Source organism: Streptomyces sp. NPDC043878, from assembly GCF_056435735.1.
This window is the reverse complement of sequence record NZ_JBWKDW010000016.1, coordinates 133633-151617: the sequence shown is the minus strand read 5'-3', so window position 1 is coordinate 151617 and position 17985 is coordinate 133633. Positions and strand designations below refer to the sequence as shown.

17 protein-coding genes are annotated in these 17985 nt (G+C 70.3%); 13 read left to right on the top strand and 4 right to left on the bottom strand.

The genetic code is table 11. The features are described from left to right. Positions 1-22: 22 nt before the first annotated feature. The 7 genes from AC07AZ_RS22915 to AC07AZ_RS22885 all read left to right on the top strand — a co-directional run bounded on the left by AC07AZ_RS22915 (position 23) and on the right by AC07AZ_RS22885 (position 8787). Complete coding sequence (locus tag AC07AZ_RS22915; RefSeq protein WP_356048215.1) at positions 23-1021, top strand: ABC transporter permease; 999 nt, start codon at positions 23-25, stop codon at positions 1019-1021. Positions 1022-1079: 58 nt separating this feature from the next. Continuing rightward, complete coding sequence (locus AC07AZ_RS22910) at positions 1080-2825, top strand: ABC transporter substrate-binding protein (RefSeq protein WP_478850553.1); 1746 nt, start codon at positions 1080-1082, stop codon at positions 2823-2825. Between the two features lie 69 nt (positions 2826-2894). After that, the gene (locus AC07AZ_RS22905) at positions 2895-3902 is read left to right on the top strand and encodes an ABC transporter permease (RefSeq protein ID WP_356048219.1); all 1008 of its coding nucleotides are present in this window, start codon (positions 2895-2897) and stop codon (positions 3900-3902) included. Positions 3903-3907: 5 nt separating this feature from the next. Continuing rightward, on the top strand, positions 3908-5005 hold the full coding sequence (locus AC07AZ_RS22900) for an ABC transporter ATP-binding protein (RefSeq protein WP_478850665.1): 1098 nt from the start codon (positions 3908-3910) through the stop codon (positions 5003-5005). Further along, the gene (locus AC07AZ_RS22895) at positions 5002-6582 is read left to right on the top strand and encodes an ABC transporter ATP-binding protein (protein ID WP_478850551.1); all 1581 of its coding nucleotides are present in this window, start codon (positions 5002-5004) and stop codon (positions 6580-6582) included. Before AC07AZ_RS22900 ends, AC07AZ_RS22895 begins: the two co-directional genes overlap by 4 nt. A 109-nt stretch (positions 6583-6691) precedes the next feature. Beyond that, the gene (locus AC07AZ_RS22890; protein ID WP_478850549.1) at positions 6692-8083 is read left to right on the top strand and encodes a M1 family metallopeptidase; all 1392 of its coding nucleotides are present in this window, start codon (positions 6692-6694) and stop codon (positions 8081-8083) included. A gap of 47 nt (positions 8084-8130) precedes the next feature. Beyond that, positions 8131-8787, top strand: coding sequence for a trimeric intracellular cation channel family protein (locus AC07AZ_RS22885; RefSeq protein ID WP_478850547.1), 657 nt, complete (start codon positions 8131-8133; stop codon positions 8785-8787). Here the strand turns inward: AC07AZ_RS22885 and AC07AZ_RS22880 are convergent. Beyond that, positions 8696-9940, bottom strand: a complete 1245-nt coding sequence (locus tag AC07AZ_RS22880; RefSeq protein ID WP_478850545.1) for an alpha/beta hydrolase — start codon at positions 9938-9940, stop codon at positions 8696-8698. The genes AC07AZ_RS22885 and AC07AZ_RS22880 overlap by 92 nt on opposite strands. Before the next feature lie 124 nt (positions 9941-10064). Here AC07AZ_RS22880 and AC07AZ_RS22875 point away from each other — a divergent pair, with 124 nt between their 5' ends. Further along, on the top strand, positions 10065-10922 hold the full coding sequence (locus AC07AZ_RS22875) for a thioesterase family protein (protein ID WP_478850543.1): 858 nt from the start codon (positions 10065-10067) through the stop codon (positions 10920-10922). Positions 10923-11126: 204 nt separating this feature from the next. Next, positions 11127-11489 (top strand): hypothetical protein, encoded by a 363-nt coding sequence (locus tag AC07AZ_RS22870; protein ID WP_478850541.1) that lies wholly within the window; start codon positions 11127-11129, stop codon positions 11487-11489. A gap of 77 nt (positions 11490-11566) precedes the next feature. Here the strand turns inward: AC07AZ_RS22870 and AC07AZ_RS22865 are convergent, their stop codons facing one another. Next, complete coding sequence (locus tag AC07AZ_RS22865) at positions 11567-12190, bottom strand: TetR family transcriptional regulator (protein WP_478850539.1); 624 nt, start codon at positions 12188-12190, stop codon at positions 11567-11569. A 145-nt stretch (positions 12191-12335) separates the two neighbouring features. Between AC07AZ_RS22865 and AC07AZ_RS22860 the strand changes: the two genes are divergently transcribed. The 3 genes from AC07AZ_RS22860 to AC07AZ_RS22850 all read left to right on the top strand — a co-directional run bounded on the left by AC07AZ_RS22860 (position 12336) and on the right by AC07AZ_RS22850 (position 14219). After that, positions 12336-12503, top strand: a complete 168-nt coding sequence (locus tag AC07AZ_RS22860) for a hypothetical protein (RefSeq protein ID WP_478850538.1) — start codon at positions 12336-12338, stop codon at positions 12501-12503. A gap of 32 nt (positions 12504-12535) precedes the next feature. Next, positions 12536-12802, top strand: coding sequence for a DUF4190 domain-containing protein (locus AC07AZ_RS22855; protein WP_478850536.1), 267 nt, complete (start codon positions 12536-12538; stop codon positions 12800-12802). A gap of 247 nt (positions 12803-13049) precedes the next feature. Continuing rightward, positions 13050-14219 (top strand): cysteine desulfurase family protein, encoded by a 1170-nt coding sequence (locus AC07AZ_RS22850; protein ID WP_478850534.1) that lies wholly within the window; start codon positions 13050-13052, stop codon positions 14217-14219. 45 nt (positions 14220-14264) lie between these two features. Here the strand turns inward: AC07AZ_RS22850 and AC07AZ_RS22845 are convergent, their stop codons facing one another. Together AC07AZ_RS22845 and AC07AZ_RS22840 are read right to left on the bottom strand one after the other, a co-directional pair. Then, positions 14265-15842 carry a multicopper oxidase family protein gene (locus AC07AZ_RS22845; RefSeq protein ID WP_478850532.1) on the bottom strand — a complete coding sequence of 526 codons (1578 nt, stop codon included), beginning with the start codon at positions 15840-15842 and terminating at the stop codon, positions 14265-14267. A 229-nt stretch (positions 15843-16071) separates the two neighbouring features. After that, on the bottom strand, positions 16072-16731 hold the full coding sequence (locus AC07AZ_RS22840; protein ID WP_478850530.1) for an N-acetylmuramoyl-L-alanine amidase: 660 nt from the start codon (positions 16729-16731) through the stop codon (positions 16072-16074). Positions 16732-16791: 60 nt separating this feature from the next. Between AC07AZ_RS22840 and mnmA the strand changes: the two genes are divergently transcribed. Continuing rightward, positions 16792-17922: a tRNA 2-thiouridine(34) synthase MnmA gene (gene mnmA / locus AC07AZ_RS22835; RefSeq protein WP_478850528.1), complete on the top strand. Its 1131-nt coding sequence runs from the start codon at positions 16792-16794 to the stop codon at positions 17920-17922. Positions 17923-17985 lie beyond the last annotated feature (63 nt).

The following is a 17985-nucleotide window of genomic DNA, read 5'->3' as shown; positions in this document are numbered from 1 at the left end:
CGGCGAGAGGGGTCAGGTCACTGTGACCGCACCGATCGAGACCACCGGGGCGGCAGCCGAGGCGCAGCCGGAGGCTGTGCTCATCGGCGCCGGGAAGGGGCAGATCGAGGGCCGTTCCCTTGGACAGATCGCCTGGTCCCGCTTCAAGAGGGACCGCATCGCCGTCGCCGGCGGTGTCATCGTCGTCCTGCTGATCCTGGTCGCGGTGCTCTCCCGGCCCATCCAGGCCCTGTTCGGCCTGGACCCCAACGCCTTCCACCAGGACCTGATCGACCCCAACACCTCGCTGCCCAAGGGCGCCTGGGGTGGCATGAGCTGGGACCACCCGCTCGGTGTGGAGCCGAAGTTCGGCCGTGACATCGCCACCCGCATCCTCGAGGGTTCCTGGGTCTCCCTGGTCGTCGCCTTCGGCGCCACGATCCTGTCCAACACGATCGGCGCGGTCCTCGGCGTCGTCGCCGGCTACTACGGCGGCCGGGTCGACACCGTCATCAGCCGGCTGATGGACACCTTCCTCGCCTTCCCGCTGCTGCTGTTCGCCATCGCCATCTCGGCCACGCTGCAGGGCGGCGCCTTCGGCCTGGAGGGCCTGCCGCTGCACATCAGCGTGCTGATCTTCGTCATCGGCTTCTTCAACTGGCCCTACCTCGGCCGCATCGTCCGCGGCCAGACGCTGGCCCTGCGCGAGCGGGAGTTCGTGGACGCCTCCCGCGGCATGGGCGCCAAGGGCCCGTACATCCTGTTCCGGGAGCTGCTCCCGAACCTGGTCGGCCCGATCATCGTCTACTCGACGCTGCTCATCCCGACCAACATCCTCTTCGAGGCCAGCCTGAGCTTCCTCGGTGTCGGCATCCAGCCCCCGCAGGCGTCGTGGGGCGGCATGCTCAACCAGGCCGTCGACTTCTACCAGGTCGATCCGCAGTACATGATCGTGCCCGGCCTCGCCATCTTCGTGACCGTGCTGGCGTTCAACCTGCTCGGCGACGGTCTCCGCGACGCTCTCGACCCGCGCAGCCGCTGACCAGCGGCTACAGCGAGAGTCCATCAAGTTTTCACCAATGGAGGGGAAGCAGACCATCATGCGAAGGTCAGCGCTGGCCGCAGTTGCGGCCATCGGCGGAGCGAGCCTGCTCATCGCAGGCTGCAGCAAGGCCGATGACACGAATGACAACGACGGAAGCAAGTCGGCTGGGGCCAACGCAGCGACCAAGGACGTCGTCAACGCCTCGACCAAGAAGGGGGGCACGGTCACGTACGAGTACTCGGACGTGCCGGACTCCTTCGACCCCGGCAACACGTACTACGCGTACATGTACAACCTGAGCCGGCTCTACGCCCGCCCGCTGATGACCTTCAAGCCCGCCGCGGGCGAGAAGGGCAACGAGCTGGTCCCGGACCTCGCCGCGAGCGCGGGTGTGCCGTCGGACGGCGGCAAGACCTGGACGTACAAGCTGCGTACCGGCCTGAAGTACCAGGACGGCACCGCGATCACGTCCAAGGACGTCAAGTACGCGGTCGAGCGCTCCAACTTCGCGCGTGACGTGCTCTCCCTCGGCCCGAACTACTTCCAGCAGTTCCTCCAGGGCGGCGACAAGTACAAGGGTCCCTACAAGGACAAGAAGGGTCTGTCGTCCATCGAGACGCCGGACGACAACACGGTCGTCTTCCACCTGAAGACGGCGTTCCAGGAGTTCGACTACCTGGTCGCGACGCCTCAGACGGCCCCGGTGCCCGAGGCGAAGGACAAGGGCATCGACTACGTCAAGAACATCGTGTCCTCGGGTTCGTACCAGTTCCAGAGCTACGACGAGGGCAAGCAGGCCGTCCTCGTCCGCAACAAGAACTGGGACGCGAGCACCGACCCGCTGCGCAAGCAGTACCCGGACAAGATCGTCGTCAACCTGAAGGTCAACGCGGAGACCATCGACCAGGACGTCCAGGCCGGTGACGCGATAGACCTCGGCGGTACGGGTGTCCAGGCCGCGACGCAGGCGAAGGTCGTCAACGACGCCTCGAAGAAGGCCAACACGGACAACACCTACGGTGGCCGTCTCGTCTACATGGCGATCAACACCAAGGTGAAGCCGTTCGACAACGTCGCCTGCCGCAAGGCCGTGCAGTACGCGATCGACAAGGTCTCGGTGCAGACCGCCGAGGGCGGCCCGATCCGCGGTGACGTGGCCTCCACCGTCCTGCCGCCCGACATCCCGGGCTACGAGAAGTCGGACGTCTACGCGTCCGCCGGCAACAAGGGCGACGCGGCCAAGGCCAAGGACCAGCTCAAGGCCTGCGGCAAGTCGACGATCAGCACCAACATCACCGCGCGCAGCGACCGCCCGCAGGAGATCGACGCGGCCACCGCGATCATCAACTCGCTGAAGAAGGTCGGCATCAACGCCAGCCTGAAGCAGTACCCGTCGGGCAAGTACTTCACCGACTACGCGGGTGTGCCGAAGTTCACCGAGAAGCAGAACATCGGCCTGATCATGATGCAGTGGGGTGCCGACTGGCCGTCGGGCTACGGCTTCCTGCAGCAGATCCTGAACGGCAGCGCGATCGGCGCGTCGGGTAACACCAACCTGTCGCAGTACGACAACAAGGACGTCAACTCGCTGCTGGAGAAGGCGATCGGCACGCAGGACAAGACCGCGCGTGACGCCCTCTACACCGAGATCGACAAGAAGACCATGGACGACGCCGTGCTCGTCCCGCTGACCTACTTCAAGGTCCTGCTGTACCGCCCCACCACCTACACCAACCTGGTGTCGACGGCGGCCTTCAGCGGTCAGTACGACTACCTCAACATCGGCTCGACCAAGAAGTAGCCCCGGAAGGCAGGTGAAGGCATTGGTGCCCGCGGGCCGTGAGGTCCGCGGGCACCAGCGCCGATCCCCGTGATCTCGTACATCCTCCGTCGGACGATCGCAGCGGTGATCCTGCTGCTGGTCGTCTCCGCGGTCACCTTCGCCATTTTCTTCCTGCTGCCACGGCTCGCCGGCCAGTCCGCCGACCAGCTGGCGCAGCAGTACATCGGCAAGAGCCCGTCGAAGGCAGACATCGCCGCGGTCAAGCAGAACCTCGGTCTGGACCAGCCCCTTTATGTCCAGTACTGGCACTTCATCAAGGGGATCGTGTCCGGCGCCACCTACAACCTGGGCCCCACCACGGCACACTGCAGCGCGCCGTGCTTCGGCTACTCCTTCAAGACCCACGTCGAGGTCTGGCCGCAGCTGACGTCCCGTCTTCCGGTGACGATCTCGCTGGCCAGCGGTGCCGCCGTGCTGTGGCTGGTGTCCGGCGTGGCGGTCGGTGTCGTCTCGGCGCTCAAGCCCCGGTCGTTCTTCGACCGGTCCTTCATGGGGGTCGCGCTCGCCGGTGTCTCGCTGCCCATGTTCTTCACGGGCAACCTGGCGCTGCTGCTCTTCACCTACCAGTGGCCGATCTTCGGCCGCACCTACGTCCCGTTCACCGAGAACCCAGCGCAGTGGGCCAACACGCTGTTCCCGGCGTGGTGTTCGCTCGCGCTGCTGTACTCCGCCATCTACGCGCGGCTCACCCGCTCGGGCATGCTGGAGACGATGAACGAGGACTTCATCCGCACGGCCCGCGCCAAGGGCCTGCGGGAACGCAGGGTCGTGGCCCGGCACGGCCTGAGGGCCGCACTGACCCCGATCATCACCGTCTTCGGCATGGACCTCGGTCTGCTGCTCGGCGGCGCGCTGATCACCGAGACCGTGTTCTCCCTGCACGGCATCGGCGAGTACGCGGTGAAGTCCATCGAGGACAACGACCTGCCCCCGATCCTCGGCGTCACCCTGCTCGCCGCGTTCTTCGTCGTGATCGCAAATCTCCTGGTGGACCTGCTGTACGCCGCCGCCGACCCGCGGGTGAGGCTCTCGTGACCGAACTGACCCCTTTGTCTGCGAACGGCGCCGCCGTGGGGGAGCCCGTCGGCTCGCCCCCGGCCGCACCCACCGCCTTCCTCGAGGTCCGCGACCTCAAGGTGCACTTCCCCACCGACGACGGCATCGTCAAGTCCGTCGACGGACTCAGCTTCCAGGTGGAGAAGGGCAAGACCCTCAGCATCGTGGGCGAGTCGGGCTCGGGTAAGTCCGTCACCTCGCTGGCGATCATGGGCCTGCACCGGCTCGGCGCCCGCGGCAAGAACGTGCGGATGTCCGGGGAGATCTGGCTCGACGGCAAGGAACTGGTCAACGCCGACCCGGACGAGGTGCGCAGGCTCCGCGGCCGTGAGATGGCGATGATCTTCCAGGACCCGCTGTCCGCGATGCACCCGTACTACACGATCGGCAACCAGATCGTGGAGGCGTACCGCGTCCACAACGACGTCAGCAAGAAGGTCGCCCGTACCCGGGCGATCGAGATGCTCGACCGGGTCGGCATCCCCGAGCCGGCCAAGCGGGTGGACGGCTACCCGCACGAGTTCTCCGGCGGTATGCGCCAGCGCGCGATGATCGCGATGGCGCTCGTCAACAACCCCGAACTGCTCATCGCGGACGAGCCGACGACCGCCCTGGACGTGACCGTCCAGGCGCAGATCCTCGACCTCATCCGGGACCTGCAGAAGGAGTTCGGCTCCGCGGTCGTCCTCATCACCCACGACCTGGGTGTCGTCGCCGAGATCGCCGACGACGTCCTGGTGATGTACGGCGGCCGGTGCGTGGAGCGCGGTCCGGTGCACGAGATCTTCGAGAAGCCGGAACACCCCTACACCTGGGGTCTGCTCGGCTCGATGCCCCGCATCGACCGGGACACCTCCGACCGGCTCATCCCGGTCAAGGGCCAGCCGCCGAGCCTCATCAACGTGCCGTCGGGCTGCGCCTTCCACCCCCGCTGCCCGTACGCGGACATCCCCAAGGGCGATGTCACCCGTACCGTGCGCCCGGAACTCCAGCAGGTCGTCGGCGGGCACTGGTCCGCCTGCCACCTCTCGCCGGAGGACCGTACGCGGATCTGGACCGAAGAGATTGCGCCGAAGCTGTGAGTGACACGAAGAAGACGGACGAGGCGCCCCCGATCCCGCACCAGGCGTCGGCTCCCGACGAGCGCGAGGTACTGCTCAAGGTCGAGGGCCTGCAGAAGCACTTCCCGATCCGCAAGGGTGTGCTCCAGCGCCAGGTCGGCGCGGTCAAGGCGGTCGACGGCATCGACTTCGAGGTGCGCAGGGGCGAGACCCTGGGCGTGGTCGGCGAGTCGGGCTGCGGAAAGTCGACCATGGGCCGGGTCATCACCCGGCTCCAGGACCCGACCGGTGGAAGCATCCACTTCGAGGGCCAGGACATCACGCGGCTGAAGGCGGCCGGGATGCGTCCGCTGCGGCGGGACATCCAGATGATCTTCCAGGATCCGTACGGTTCGCTGAACCCGCGGCACACCATCGGCGGGATCGTCTCGACGCCGTTCCGGCTCCAGGGCGTCGAGCCCGAGGGCGGTGTGAAGAAGGAGGTCCAGCGGCTCCTGGAGCTGGTGGGCCTGAGCCCCGAGCACTACAACCGCTACCCGCACGAGTTCTCCGGCGGTCAGCGCCAGCGCATCGGCATCGCCCGCGCGCTCGCCCTGAAGCCGAAGCTCGTGGTGGCGGACGAGCCCGTCTCCGCGCTCGACGTGTCCATCCAGGCGCAGGTCGTCAACCTGATGGACGACCTCCAGTCCGAGCTCGGCCTGACGTACGTGATCATCGCGCACGACCTCTCGGTCGTCCGGCACGTCTCGGACCGTATCGCGGTGATGTACCTCGGCAAGATCGTCGAACTCGCCGAGCGCACCGCCCTGTACGAGTCGCCGATGCACCCGTACACCAAGGCGCTGATGTCGGCCGTGCCGGTGCCCGACCCGCGGCGCCGGGGTGCCAAGAGCGAGCGCATCCTGCTCAAGGGTGACGTGCCCTCGCCGATCTCGCCGCCGAGCGGCTGCCGGTTCCACACCCGGTGCTGGAAGGCGACGCAGGTCTGCCAGACCACCGAGCCGCCGCTGCTGGAGCTGAAGCCGGGTCAGCGCGTCGCCTGCCACCACCCGGAGAACTTCGAGGACCAGGCTCCACAGGACAGCGTCCTGCTGTCCGCGGCCAAGGAGGCCGCGGAGCTGGTGCCGGACGCGGTGCTGGAGGAGTCGGCGGAGACGTCGGCGGCGCTGGCGGCCGAGGTCGGTGCGGTGTCCTCCGAGGAGAAGGCGGCCCCCGAGGCGGCTGTCTCCGAGACGGTCGTCCCCGAAGCGACCGCCCCCGAGGCGACTGCCCCCGAGGCGACGGCTGCGGAGGCGACTGCCCCCGAGGCGACGGCTGCGGAGGCGACCGCCCCCGAGGCGACTGCCCCCGAGGCGACTGCCCCTGAGGCGACGGCTGCGGAGGCTACTGCCCCTGAGGCGACGGCTGCGGAGGTGACCGCCCCCGAGGCGACGGCTGCGGAGGCGACCGCCCCCGAGGCGACCGCCCCCGAGGCGACGGCTTCCGAGGCCGCCGTGACGCCCCTCTCCAAGGAGCCGGAGGCCGCGGCCCCGAAGTCCCCGGCGGCGACGGACCAGGAGTCCCCGGTCGCGACGGACCAGGAGTCAACCGACAAGTAGCGCATGACAAGTTGGCAAAGTCATGCACATGCCCGAACGGGAGAGCGCAGAGTCGGCCGTGTCCGTCTGATCCACCCGATCAACACGAACACGCTCGAAGGGACGACTCGTGAAACTCTCCCGTTCGGCACGCTTAGGGGCCCTCGCGACCGCGACGGCCTCTTTCTTCGTCATCGCCGCCTCCTCCGCACCCACCCCCGGGGCCGACGGCATCGGTGACCCCTACTTCCCCCAGCTCGGCAACGGTGGCTTCGACGCCCGCCACTACGCGCTGGACGTGGCCTACAACCCGGACACCGACCGGCTGGACGGCCGTACGACGCTCACGGCGCGCGCCACCCAGGCCCTGTCCTCCTTCGACCTCGACCTCCAGCAGCTGACGGTCACCAGGGTCGAGGTGAACGGCAGACGGGCGCAGTTCACCCGTGCCGGGGACGAGATCCGCGTCACCCCGCGCGACGCGCTCCGCAAGGGCCGGATCTTCACGGTCACCGTGACCTACGGCGGCGTCCCGGAACCGCTCAGCGGACCCATCGTCTTCGGCTCCGACTACGGCTGGATGAAGACCGGCGACGGCGTCTTCGTGGCCTGTGAGCCCAACGCCGCCTCCACCTGGTTCCCCTCCAGCGACCACCCCTCCGACAAGGCCACCTACGACATACGGGTCAAGGCGCCCAGGGGCCTGACCGCCGTCTCCAACGGCCGGCTGGTCTCGGCGTACGACAAGGGCTCCTCGACCTACACCCACTGGCGCGAGTCGAAGCCGATGGCGACCTACCTGGCGACGGCCACCATCGGCCGGTTCGACGTGAAGAGCGGCACCACGCCCGGCGGAACCCCCATCTACGTCGCCGTCGACCCGGTGCTCGCGGGCAGCAACAGCGTCGACGTGTACGCCGTGACGGCCGAGGCCACCGACTACTGGTCGCAGGTCTTCGGGCCCTATCCCTTCGAGGAGACGGGTGCGATCGTCGACGACATGCCGCAGGCCGGGTTCTCGCTGGAGGTGCAGTCGAAGCCGGCCTACTCGGCGGTGCGCAACGAGACGACGATCGTGCACGAGCTGGCCCATCAGTGGTTCGGCGACTCCGTCTCGGTGGCGCACTGGAAGGACATCTGGCTCAACGAGGGCTTCGCGACCTACGCCCAGTGGCTGTGGGCCGAGCACAAGGGCACCCGCTCGGCACACGACTCCTTCCTCGCCGGGTACAACGCCCGCCCCGCCGACAACGCCTTCTGGCAGATCACCGTCGGCGACCCGCAGCGCGACACGATGTTCGCCTCCGCGGTCTACCAGCGCGGCGCGATGACCCTCCAGGCGCTGCGTGAGCGCATCGGCGACACCGCCTTCTTCCGGCTCCTGCCCGCCTGGACGAAGCTGCACCGCTACGGCAACGCGGACACCGGCGACTTCATCCGGCTCGCGGAGAAGGTGTCCGGGCGGCAGCTGGACGACCTCTTCCAGACCTGGTTGTTCACGACAGGGAAACCCGCCCTCTAGACCTTGCATCGTAAGGTCCACACCCGTTTTCGGGTAAGAATGTAGGGGTGTTCCAGCAACTGTTCAGTCCCTCCGTCCAGCACACGCTCGACCTCGTCGGCATCTTCGTGTTCGCCATCTCCGGCGCGCTGCTGGCCGTCCGCAAGAACTTCGACGTCTTCGGCATCGCCGTCCTCGCCGAGGTCACCGCGCTGGGCGGAGGGCTGTTCCGGGATTTGGTCATCGGGGCCGTCCCGCCCGCCGCCTTCACGGACCTCGGCTACTTCACCACCCCGCTGCTCGCCGCTCTCCTCGTCTTCTTCCTGCACCCGCAGGTGGAGCGCACCCAGGCCGCGGTCAACGTGTTCGACGCGGCCGGCCTCGGCCTGTTCTGCGTCGCCGGGACGGTGAAGGCGTACGACTACGGGCTCGGCCTCACCGCGTCGGCCGCCCTGGGCCTGGCCACCGCGGTGGGCGGCGGCGTGCTGCGGGACGTCCTCGCCAACGAGGTGCCCTCGCTGCTGCGCTGGGACCGCGACCTGTACGCCGTCCCTGCGATCGTCGGCGCCACCCTGGTCGCCCTGTGCATCCGCTACGACGCCCTCACCCCCTTCACCAGCGGGTTCGCCGTCGTCACCGCCTTCGTGCTGCGGCTGCTCGCGATGCGCTTCCACTGGCGAGCGCCGCGCGCGTGGAACCGCCGGTCGACGGTGCGCGAGGAGTAGGCGCGCGAGGAGCAGCCCCGCGCGGGGCGGGGCGTTCGCCCATCTCCTCGGTCAGCCAGCGGAAGGCCGGGACCACCTGCGGCCGCCACAGCGCCATGGTGTGGCCGCCCGCGCTCTTCGGGATGTACACCACGTGCACCGTCGTCGGTGCCTTCGCGGCCTGTTCGAGGGCCACGCCCGCCTCGTAGCCGTCATGCGGCTGACCGGAGACGTAGAGGGCGACCTGGGGCGGTACGGTCGCCCGGCGCAGCAGCAGGTAGGGGTTGTTCGCGCTGCGGAGGGCGGGGCTCTGCGCGGCCAGCGAGGCGCGTTCGCCGATCGGGTCGTTGTAGCCGGACATGCTGACCGCGGCCCGGTAGCGGTCGGGGTGGGCCAGGGCCAGCTTCGCCGCGCAGTGCCCGCCCGCCGAGTACCCGGCCACCGCCCAGCCCGCCGGCGCCGCCTGGGTCCGGAAGTTGTCCGTGACCATCCGCGGCACGTCGACGCTGAGCCAGCTGTCCGCGTTCACCGTGGCCGGGACGTTCGCGCAGCCCGTGTCCACGCCGGCCAGCAGGTTGGTGCGCGGCGCGACCAGGGTGAACGGCGCGACGCGCCCGTCACGCATCAACGGCAGCAACTGCTCGTGCGCCTGCAGCGACCCGAACCACGCCTTCGCCGACCCGGGGTAGCCCGGCAGCAGCTCCACCACCGGGAACCTGTGGTGGCGGTAGGCGGGCTCGCCGTACTGCGGCGGCAGCCACACGTAGACCTCGGCGTTCACCCCGGACACCCGGCCCCGGAGTTGGGTGACACGCACTCCGCCGGCGGCGTGCATGCCGGGACCGTCGGCCGCGGCGAACCGCTGGGCCGTTCTGGGCAGCCGGGTCAGCGTGATGCCGCCGGTGCCGTCGGGGCCCAGGTCCACGGCCCGCTGGACGTGGTCGCCCGTGCCGAGCAGGTCCGCCCAGTTGTCGTAGAGGCTGTTCTGGTTGTTGACCAGCACGAACACCAGGGCGACCGCGGTGCCCTGGGCGAAGAGCAGCATCAGTGCCCGCGCCGCGGTGCGCAGGGGCCGGGGCCCTCGCAGTCGCGACCACAGGACGAACGGCAGCAGCAGGGCGAGGACGGCCAGCGCCACGAGGGTGTAGAGGAACGAAGTCCCAGTGAGGCTCATGTCCCTGCAGAGGGGCGGACGGGGCTCCGGGTTTACGGACGAGTAGGGACACTTACCAAGATATTGCCCTTGTCTCACCTTGGCAAAGCTACCGCTTAGTATTTTGTTGTTGTAGCGTTCGGGCATGCCAGAAGCAGCCTCCGCGATCACCCGGGCCACGATCGGCGACAGCGAGTTCGACCGGGACACCGCGCTCACCCCACGCGAACCCGGCGTCTACGACACCGACCTCTCGGCGGGCTGGACGATCATCAGCGCCGTCAACGGCGGCTATCTGCTGGCCGTCATCGGCCGCGCGCTGGCACACGCCCTGCCGCACTCCGACCCGTTCACGGTCTCGGCGCACTACCTGACGGCGTCCCAGCCCGGACCGGCTGTCGTGCGCACCGACCTCGTCCGCACCGGGCGGACCCTGTCGACCGGGCAGGCCTCCCTCTTCCAGTACGACGACCAGGGCCGCGAGGTCGAACGCATCCGTGTCCTCGCCTCCTACGGCGACCTGGACGCGCTCCCCGACGACGTCCGGACGACGGCGCGGCCGCCGGCGATCCCGCCCATGGAGCAGTGCTTCGGCCCGGAGGACGGGCCCGCCCCGATCGAGGGCAGCTCGGCCATCACCGACCGGCTGATGCTCAGGCTCGACCCGGCCACCCTGGGCTGGGCGCTCGGCTCGCCCTCCGGCAACGGGGAGATGCGCGCCTGGTTCGGGCTCGCCGACGGCCGGGACGCCGATCCGCTCTCGCTGCTCCTCGCGGTCGACGCGCTGCCGCCGACCGCCTTCGAACTCGGCCTGACCGGCTGGGTGCCCACGGTCGAACTGACCGTGCACGTCCGCTGCCGGCCGGCCCCGGGCCCGCTGCGGGTGTCGATCGGCACCCGCAACCTCGCCGGCGGCTTCCTGGAGGAGGACGCCGAGGTCTGGGACAGCGCGGACCGGCTGGTGGCGCAGTCCCGGCAACTGGCGCGCGTGCGTCTCGGCTGAGCAAGGACCGGCGGCGACCCGTGTCACGGAGCCGTACCGGTGGGCAGCGGCGGGGGAACGGCTGCCCCGCAGGTCGGCGGGGTGCGTTGAGGCGCGCTTTGCCCTACGTACAGGCGGCCCACAGGGCGGTCCCAACTCAGCCCTAAGCGCCCTTGGTTGAGTGCCCTCCTCACGGTTCCCCCATCCGATGTGGAGTTGTCCCTCATGCAGCGTGCCCGTCTCGTCCCCGCCGTCGCCCTGCTGGCCCTGTCCCCGCTCCTGCTGACGGCCTGCGGCGGCGGCGACTCGTCGTCCTCGACCACCGGTACCTCGGGGCAGCAGAGCTGCCAGGCACCCTCCGGCATGCCGAGCGGCAACCCCTCGGGAAGGCCCGGTGGAGCGCCCTCGGGAGCCCCGTCGGGCGCCGCCTCGGGAGCGCCGACCGGCACCCCGACCGGAACGCCGTCGGGCATGCCGAGCGGTGGGCCCGGGGGTGGCCAGGGCGGCCCCGGTGGAGGCCAGGGTGGCGGTCAGGGCGGTGGCTGCGGTGGCGGGCCGGGCGGAGGCGACCAGGCCCCGCAGGGCTGACCCCGGATCCCGTACGCCGGACGGCGGCGCGCCCGAACCCGGGTGCGCCGCCGTTGTGTTGCCCTTCCCGCGGCTCGTCAGGCGAGCCAGTGCCTGCGGCCGAGGCTGATCAGCCGCAGCTGCTGGGTCGCGAGCCGGGTGACGTGGTCCCGCTTCTCCGGGGCCTCCAGCGCCTCCAGGAACAGCGAGGCCGTGATCAGCATCTGGTCGACGTACAGATGGGCGAGCATGAGCAGGTCGTCGTCGTTCCATCCGGCCGATTCGGGGTCCTTGGCCAGCTCGTCCCTCACCTCCTCGGCGAACCGGACCAGTTGCTGCCGGATGGCCTCGCGCACCGGCTGCACCCCGCCATGGCGTTCGCGGGCGATGAAACGGACGTGGGCGGGGTAGGCGTCCACGTGACCGGCGATCAACTCGATGGCACGGTCGATGCGTTCGTCGCTGTCGCCAGCCGTGGACACCGTCGTCCGGATCATCGGGTGCAGGCTGCCCAGCGCCTCCTCGACCAGGGCCACTCCGAGGTCCTCGGTGGAGCGGAAGTGCCGGTAGAAGGCCGTCGGGGCGACGCCGACGGCGCGCGTGACCTCGCGCAGGCCCAGGCTGCTCAGGGACTGCTCCTCCAGGAGCGTCAGCGCGGCGTCCAGGAGCGACTGCCGGGTCTTCTGCTTCTGGGCCTGCCGGATGCCGAGGGTGTGACTCATGCCATGCAGTTAACAACTGTTCTCCGGAATTGAAAAGCCGTGCGGCACGCTAGACTCTGGAGTCAGTGAACAAGTGTTACTACAACCGTTCACCCAAATGTAACGAGCGGCATCTCGCACGCATCTCGGAGGGGGATCTCATCCCATGCTGTTCCTCGTCGCCGCACTTCTGCTGCTCGGCCTCGTGATGGGCACCGTGGCCCACACGTCGCTCACCGTCACCGTCGTCGCCGCCGCCGTCATCGCCGTCTGGCTCGCCGTCTTCGCGCTCCGCGAGCGCCACGGCCGCCGACGTCACACCTCGACCCACTGAACGCCGTCCCACGTCACCGGGAGCTGACTGACATGCAACTCACCGCATCGGCCACGAGCCACACCGGGGCCCGCGACGCCGACGGCATGGCCGTCGCGTCCTTCATCCTCGGTCTCCTCGGCCTCCTCGTGCTCAACGTCTTCCTCGGCCCGATGGCCATCGCCCTGGCCGGTGTGGCCCTGTGGCGCGGCACGGCCCGCCGCGGCCGTGCCATCCTCGGCCTCGGCCTGGGCGTGGCGGACCTCCTGGTCCTGGCCGCCTTCGTGCAGGCCGACAGTTCGCTGTCCTGGAGCCTGTGACCACCGCGGGCCAGGTGGGGTGCCGCGCCTCGCGGAAGCCCAGAGCCGCGAAGCCGCGGGGCACCGTGCTCCGCCGGATGTGCGACGCCAGGTGCGAGACGGCGGGAGGCGGCCGGGGACGAGCCGCACACCGTCGCACCCGCGCTCCGGGCAGGCCGGTCACCGAGGCCGGTGACGGGGTCCCCGTAGAGCTCCGGGCGGCCTGTCGCCGGGGCCGCCGACCGGGTCCCCGTAGAATCGGGTCACCATGGCATACCTCGACCACGCCGCGACGACCCCGATGCTTCCCGAGGCAGTCGAGGCACTCGCCGCGCACCTGAGTGTCACCGGCAACGCCTCCTCCCTCCACGCATCCGGCCGACAGGCCCGCCGCACGGTCGAGGAGGCCCGCGAGACCCTGGCCGAGTCCCTCGGCGCGCGCCCCAGCGAGGTCGTCTTCACCTCCGGCGGCACCGAGGCCGACAACCTCGCCGTCAAGGGCCTGTACTGGTCCCGCCGCGACGCCGACCCGGCCCGGACCCGGGTGCTGGCCGGCCCTGTCGAGCACCACGCCGTCCTCGACGCCGTGCACTGGCTCGGCGAACACGAGGGCGCCACCGTCGAGTACCTCCCGGTCGACTCCTACGGCAGGGTCCACCCCGAGGCGCTGCGCGAGGCCATCGTCCGCAACCCCGACGACGTGGCCCTGGCCACCGCGATGTGGGCCAACAACGAGATCGGCACCATCTCCCCGGTCCGCGAACTGGCGGACGTCGCCGCCGAGTTCGGGATCCCGTTGCACGCCGACGCGGTGCAGGCGTACGGCCAGGTGCCGGTCGACTTCGCCGCCTCCGGCCTAGCCGCGATGGCCGTGTCCGGTCACAAGATCGGCGGCCCGTACGGCATCGGCGCCCTGATCCTGGGCCGTGAGCACACCCCCGTGCCCGTGCTGCACGGCGGGGGCCAGGAGCGGCACGTCCGCTCCGGAACCCTCGACGTGCCCGCGATCGCGTCCTTCGCGGTCGCGGGCACGCTGGCCGCCGAGCGGCGCGAGTGGTTCGCGCGGGAGGTCGGCGCCCTGCGCGACAGCCTGGTCGAGGCGGTCCGTACGGCGGTCCCCGACGCCATCCTCGGCGGGGACCCGGCACCCGGCGGCCGCCTCCCGGCCAACGCCCACTTCACCTTCCCGGGCTGCGAGGGCGACTCGCTGCTCCTGCTGCTGGACGCCCAGGGCATCGAGTGCTCCACCGGCTCCGCCTGCACCGCGGGCGTCGCCCAGCCCAGCCACGTCCTGCTGGCCACCGGAACCGACCCGGACCTGGCCCGCGGCACCCTCCGCTTCTCCCTCGGCCACACCTCCACCGGGGCCGACGTCGAGGCGGTCGCCAAGGCGATCGGTCCGGCCGTGGAGCGGGCCCGCGCGGCGGGCCTCACCTAGGGAGGACCTCCCGTCCCTATCAGGCCGCCTCCCGGGGCCCGGCGCTCAGCTGTCCAGCACCATGAGGGACGCCATCATGCCCTCGTCCTCGTGCTGCAGCAGATGGCAGTGGAGCATGTACATGTAGGTGTCGTCGGAGAAGTCGGTGAACTCCATCGCGATCTTGATGGAGCCGCCGCCGACGACCTCGAACGTGTCGTACCAGCCGAGCTGGACCCCGGTGGGGCTCGCCCCGTTGATCGAGACCAACTGGTAGGGCACGTCGTGCAGATGGAAGGAGTGCTCCAGCTGGGAGGCGTTGGTGATCGTCCAGATCTCCTTGGCCCCCAGCGTGGTGCTGATCATGGTCATGCCGGACATGGTGAGCCCGGCCTGACCGTTGATCTTCATCGTCGCGCCCGTGTTGCTGAGCGTGATGGTGCGGGCCGTGAAGTCGCCGGTGTCGTACCGCTCGATGGTGTTGAGGCTGCTCGGCAGGTCGTCCGGAGTGTCGCTGCCGCCGGCCGCGACCGTGAGGAAGTCGTACGTGCCGGAGCCGCCGCGGATCCAGCCGGTCGTGATGACGACCTGGAGGGTGACGTCCTCGGTGACGTCCATGACGAACTCGGCGCGGGCCCCGGCCACCAGGCGGATGGTGTCCACCGAGGTCGGCGCCGTCAGATAGCCCTGGTCGGTGGCGATCTGGGTCAGCTTGCCGCCGTCGCTGCGCTGGAGGGTGATGATGTCCGACGGCGAGGCGTTGAGCGCCCGGAAGCGGTTGCGGGTCTTGGTGGCGGCGAAGGTGAGCGTGGTGTCGTCGACGTTGGCGCCGTTGACCAGCACCGGGAAGCTGAGGCCGCTGGCGAGGTAGCCGGCCTGGTCGTACTTGATGTCGCCGGCGCTGTCGACGGCCAGGCACTGGAAGACGAGCGGGATGTCGTCGACGCCGTAGTCGCTCGGCAGGGCCGCGGAGGCGGTGGAGTCGTCCTCCACGATGATCATCCCCGCCAGCCCGTGGGTGGCCTGCTTCGCCGTGGTGCCCAGGGCGTGCGGGTGGTACCAGAGGGTCTTGGCCTCGTCCAGGACGGTGAAGGTGGGGGACCAGGTCGCCCCGGCGGCGAACGCGTTCTGCGGGCCGCCGTCCATCGTGGGCGGGACGTGCGCGCCGTGGAAGTGGACGGTGGTCTCCTCGGTGAGGCTGTTGGTGATGTTCAGCAGGATCTTGTCGCCGTTGGTCCACTTCATGGTCGGGCCGAGGAACGACTGGTTGTAGCCGGCTGTGGTGCTGGTGACTCCGCTGAGCACCTCACCGGTGCCGGCCTTCGCCTCCAGGGTGAAGGTGGTGGTGCCGTCGGCGGTGGTGCCTTCGAGGAGTTCGGGCACGGGCAGCGTGCCCGTGCCGGTGGCGGCTCCGGCCTTGTTGCCGCCCGCGTCGGTCAGCAGCCCGAAGGTCGCCCCCGCCGCCCCGACGGCGCCGAGGCCGACTCCGGCCATCCCGCCGAGGAAGCGGCGCCGGTGCATTCCCTTCCCGCTCCGGGCCCTGGCCGTCCCGGTGTGCTCGCCCCTGCCGCCCCGGTCGCTCCTCGCGTGGGCGCCCCTGCCGTCTCGCTCCGCGCCGGACGCGGGCTCTGCGCTGTTCGTCATGGCCGTGGAGCCTCGACGTAAGGGCTGTGTGAGGACTGGGGCGAACCTGGCAGCGAGCCGGGCCGGCTGTGAGAACGCCCAGCGCGGGCGACGCCGTCAACTACGCTGGAAACAAGGTCGGTTGGCGGATCGCAGGTCACGCTCGGCGGTCGGGACGCAACGGACACGCGGCCGTCGGCGATTGGTCACCATATGACGCCCATGTGGGCTGCGTCACACAGGTTCCCCGCTACGCGGTCGCTGTCCGCGCCTCGCGCACCAGGCGGAGATACCGCTTCCAGTCCCAGTGCGGCCCCGGGTCGGTGTGGTCGGTCCCCGGCACCTCCGCGTGCCCGATGACGTGCCCGCGGTCGACGGGGATGCCGTACCGCCCGCATATCCCCGCCGTCAGCCGCGCGGAGGCCGCGTACATCGCGTCGGTGAAGTCCTCGGGCCGGTCCACGAAACCCTCGTGCTCTATGCCGACGCTGCGCTCGTTGTACTCCCGGTTGCCCGCGTGGAAGGCCACGTCCAGCTCCCGGATCATCTGGGTGATGCGGCCGTCCTGCCGGACGATGTAGTGGGCCGCGGCGCCGTGCCCGGGGTCCTGGAACGCCTTCACCGCGCTCGCGAAACCCCCCTGGGTGACATGGACGACGACCCGGTCTATGGCGTAGTCGTCGGGCCGGTCCGCCCGCCGCCAGTTCGCCGGGGAGGCCGCCACCCACCGCGCGCCCCGGAAGTCGACCGCGCCCGCCACCCGCGGCTTCTCCACGCCGGGCAGCCGCCACCACAGGTGCGCCAGCTCGTCGCGCGCGAGCGCGGCCGTGCCGGCGGCGGCCGCGGCCCCGCCGATGAGCAGGGCGCGCCGCCCGATGCGCCGGTCGGTGTCGCGCTGTGTGTCCCCCATGTGATCGAGAACGGATACTCGCGGGTTCTGGTTCCCGCGCCCCCTTACCCTTGAAGGGCTATGACTGACACCCCGCAGCTTTCCCGTCCGCTCCGTGTCCTCGCCGCCATGTCGGGCGGTGTCGACTCGGCCGTCGCCGCCGCGCGCGCGGCCGAGGCGGGCCACGACGTGACCGGCGTCCACCTCGCGCTGTCCGCGAACCCGCAGTCGTTCCGTACGGGCGCGCGGGGCTGTTGCACCATCGAGGACTCGCGTGACGCCCGCCGCGCCGCGGACGTGATCGGCATCCCGTTCTACGTGTGGGACCTCGCCGACCGCTTCCGCGAGGACGTCGTGGAGGACTTCGTCGCCGAGTACGAGGCCGGGCGCACCCCGAACCCGTGCCTGCGCTGCAACGAGAAGATCAAGTTCGCCGCCCTGCTCGACAAGGCGCTCGCCCTCGGCTTCGACGCGGTCTGCACCGGCCACTACGCCCAGGTCGTCGTCCGCGAGGACGGCAGCCGCGAGCTGCACCGCGCCTCCGACATGGCCAAGGACCAGTCGTACGTGCTCGGCGTCCTGGACGAGCGGCAGCTCGCCCACGCGCTGTTCCCGCTCGGCGACACCCTCACCACCAAGGACGAGATCCGCGCGGAGGCCGAGCGCCGGGGCCTGGCCGTGGCCAGGAAGCCGGACTCGCACGACATCTGCTTCATCGCCGACGGCGACACCCAGGGCTTCCTCGCGAACCGCCTCGGCAAGGCCGAGGGTGACATCGTCGACGAGTCGGGCGCCAGGATCGGCACCCACGAGGGCGCGTACGGCTTCACCATCGGCCAGCGCAAGGGCCTGCGCATCGGCACCCCGGCCGCCGACGGCAAGCCGCGCTACGTCCTCGACATCTCCCCGGTGGACAACACGGTGACGGTCGGCCCGGCCGCCGCCCTGGACGTCGGCGCGCTCACGGCGATCAGGCCGCGCTGGTGCGGAACCGCGCCGAGCGGCCCGGGCACCTACACCGCCCAGCTCCGCGCGCACGGCGGCGAGACGGAGGTGACCGCCGAACTGGTCGAGGGCACCCTCCAGGTGTCGTTCGCCGAGCCGGTCCGCGGAGTCGCCCCCGGCCAGGCGATCGTGCTGTACGACGGCACGCGCGTGGTGGGCTCGGCGACGATCGCGACGACCGCGCGGGCTGCGGCCGGGGTGGCCTAGAAAAGATCTTCGGGGCTGGCCCCGGCTCCGCCGCCGTCATAGTCTTCCCCTGCGGAGCGTCCG

What these genes read in the sequence shown, in the direction of transcription:
- AC07AZ_RS22880 (WP_478850545.1), bottom strand. Translation starts at nt 9,940, where the DNA reads ATGAGCCTCACTGGGACTTCGTTCCTCTACACCCTCGTGGCGCTGGCC.
- AC07AZ_RS22855 (WP_478850536.1), top strand. Translation starts at nt 12,536, where the DNA reads ATGCAACTCACCGCATCGGCCACGAGCCACACCGGGGCCCGCGACGCC.
- AC07AZ_RS22910 (WP_478850553.1), top strand. Translation starts at nt 1,080, where the DNA reads ATGCGAAGGTCAGCGCTGGCCGCAGTTGCGGCCATCGGCGGAGCGAGC.
- AC07AZ_RS22860 (WP_478850538.1), top strand. Translation starts at nt 12,336, where the DNA reads ATGCTGTTCCTCGTCGCCGCACTTCTGCTGCTCGGCCTCGTGATGGGC.
- AC07AZ_RS22840 (WP_478850530.1), bottom strand. Translation starts at nt 16,731, where the DNA reads ATGGGGGACACACAGCGCGACACCGACCGGCGCATCGGGCGGCGCGCC.
- AC07AZ_RS22870 (WP_478850541.1), top strand. Translation starts at nt 11,127, where the DNA reads ATGCAGCGTGCCCGTCTCGTCCCCGCCGTCGCCCTGCTGGCCCTGTCC.
- AC07AZ_RS22875 (WP_478850543.1), top strand. Translation starts at nt 10,065, where the DNA reads ATGCCAGAAGCAGCCTCCGCGATCACCCGGGCCACGATCGGCGACAGC.
- AC07AZ_RS22845 (WP_478850532.1), bottom strand. Translation starts at nt 15,842, where the DNA reads ATGACGAACAGCGCAGAGCCCGCGTCCGGCGCGGAGCGAGACGGCAGG.
- AC07AZ_RS22865 (WP_478850539.1), bottom strand. Translation starts at nt 12,190, where the DNA reads ATGAGTCACACCCTCGGCATCCGGCAGGCCCAGAAGCAGAAGACCCGG.
- mnmA (WP_478850528.1), top strand. Translation starts at nt 16,792, where the DNA reads ATGACTGACACCCCGCAGCTTTCCCGTCCGCTCCGTGTCCTCGCCGCC.
- AC07AZ_RS22850 (WP_478850534.1), top strand. Translation starts at nt 13,050, where the DNA reads ATGGCATACCTCGACCACGCCGCGACGACCCCGATGCTTCCCGAGGCA.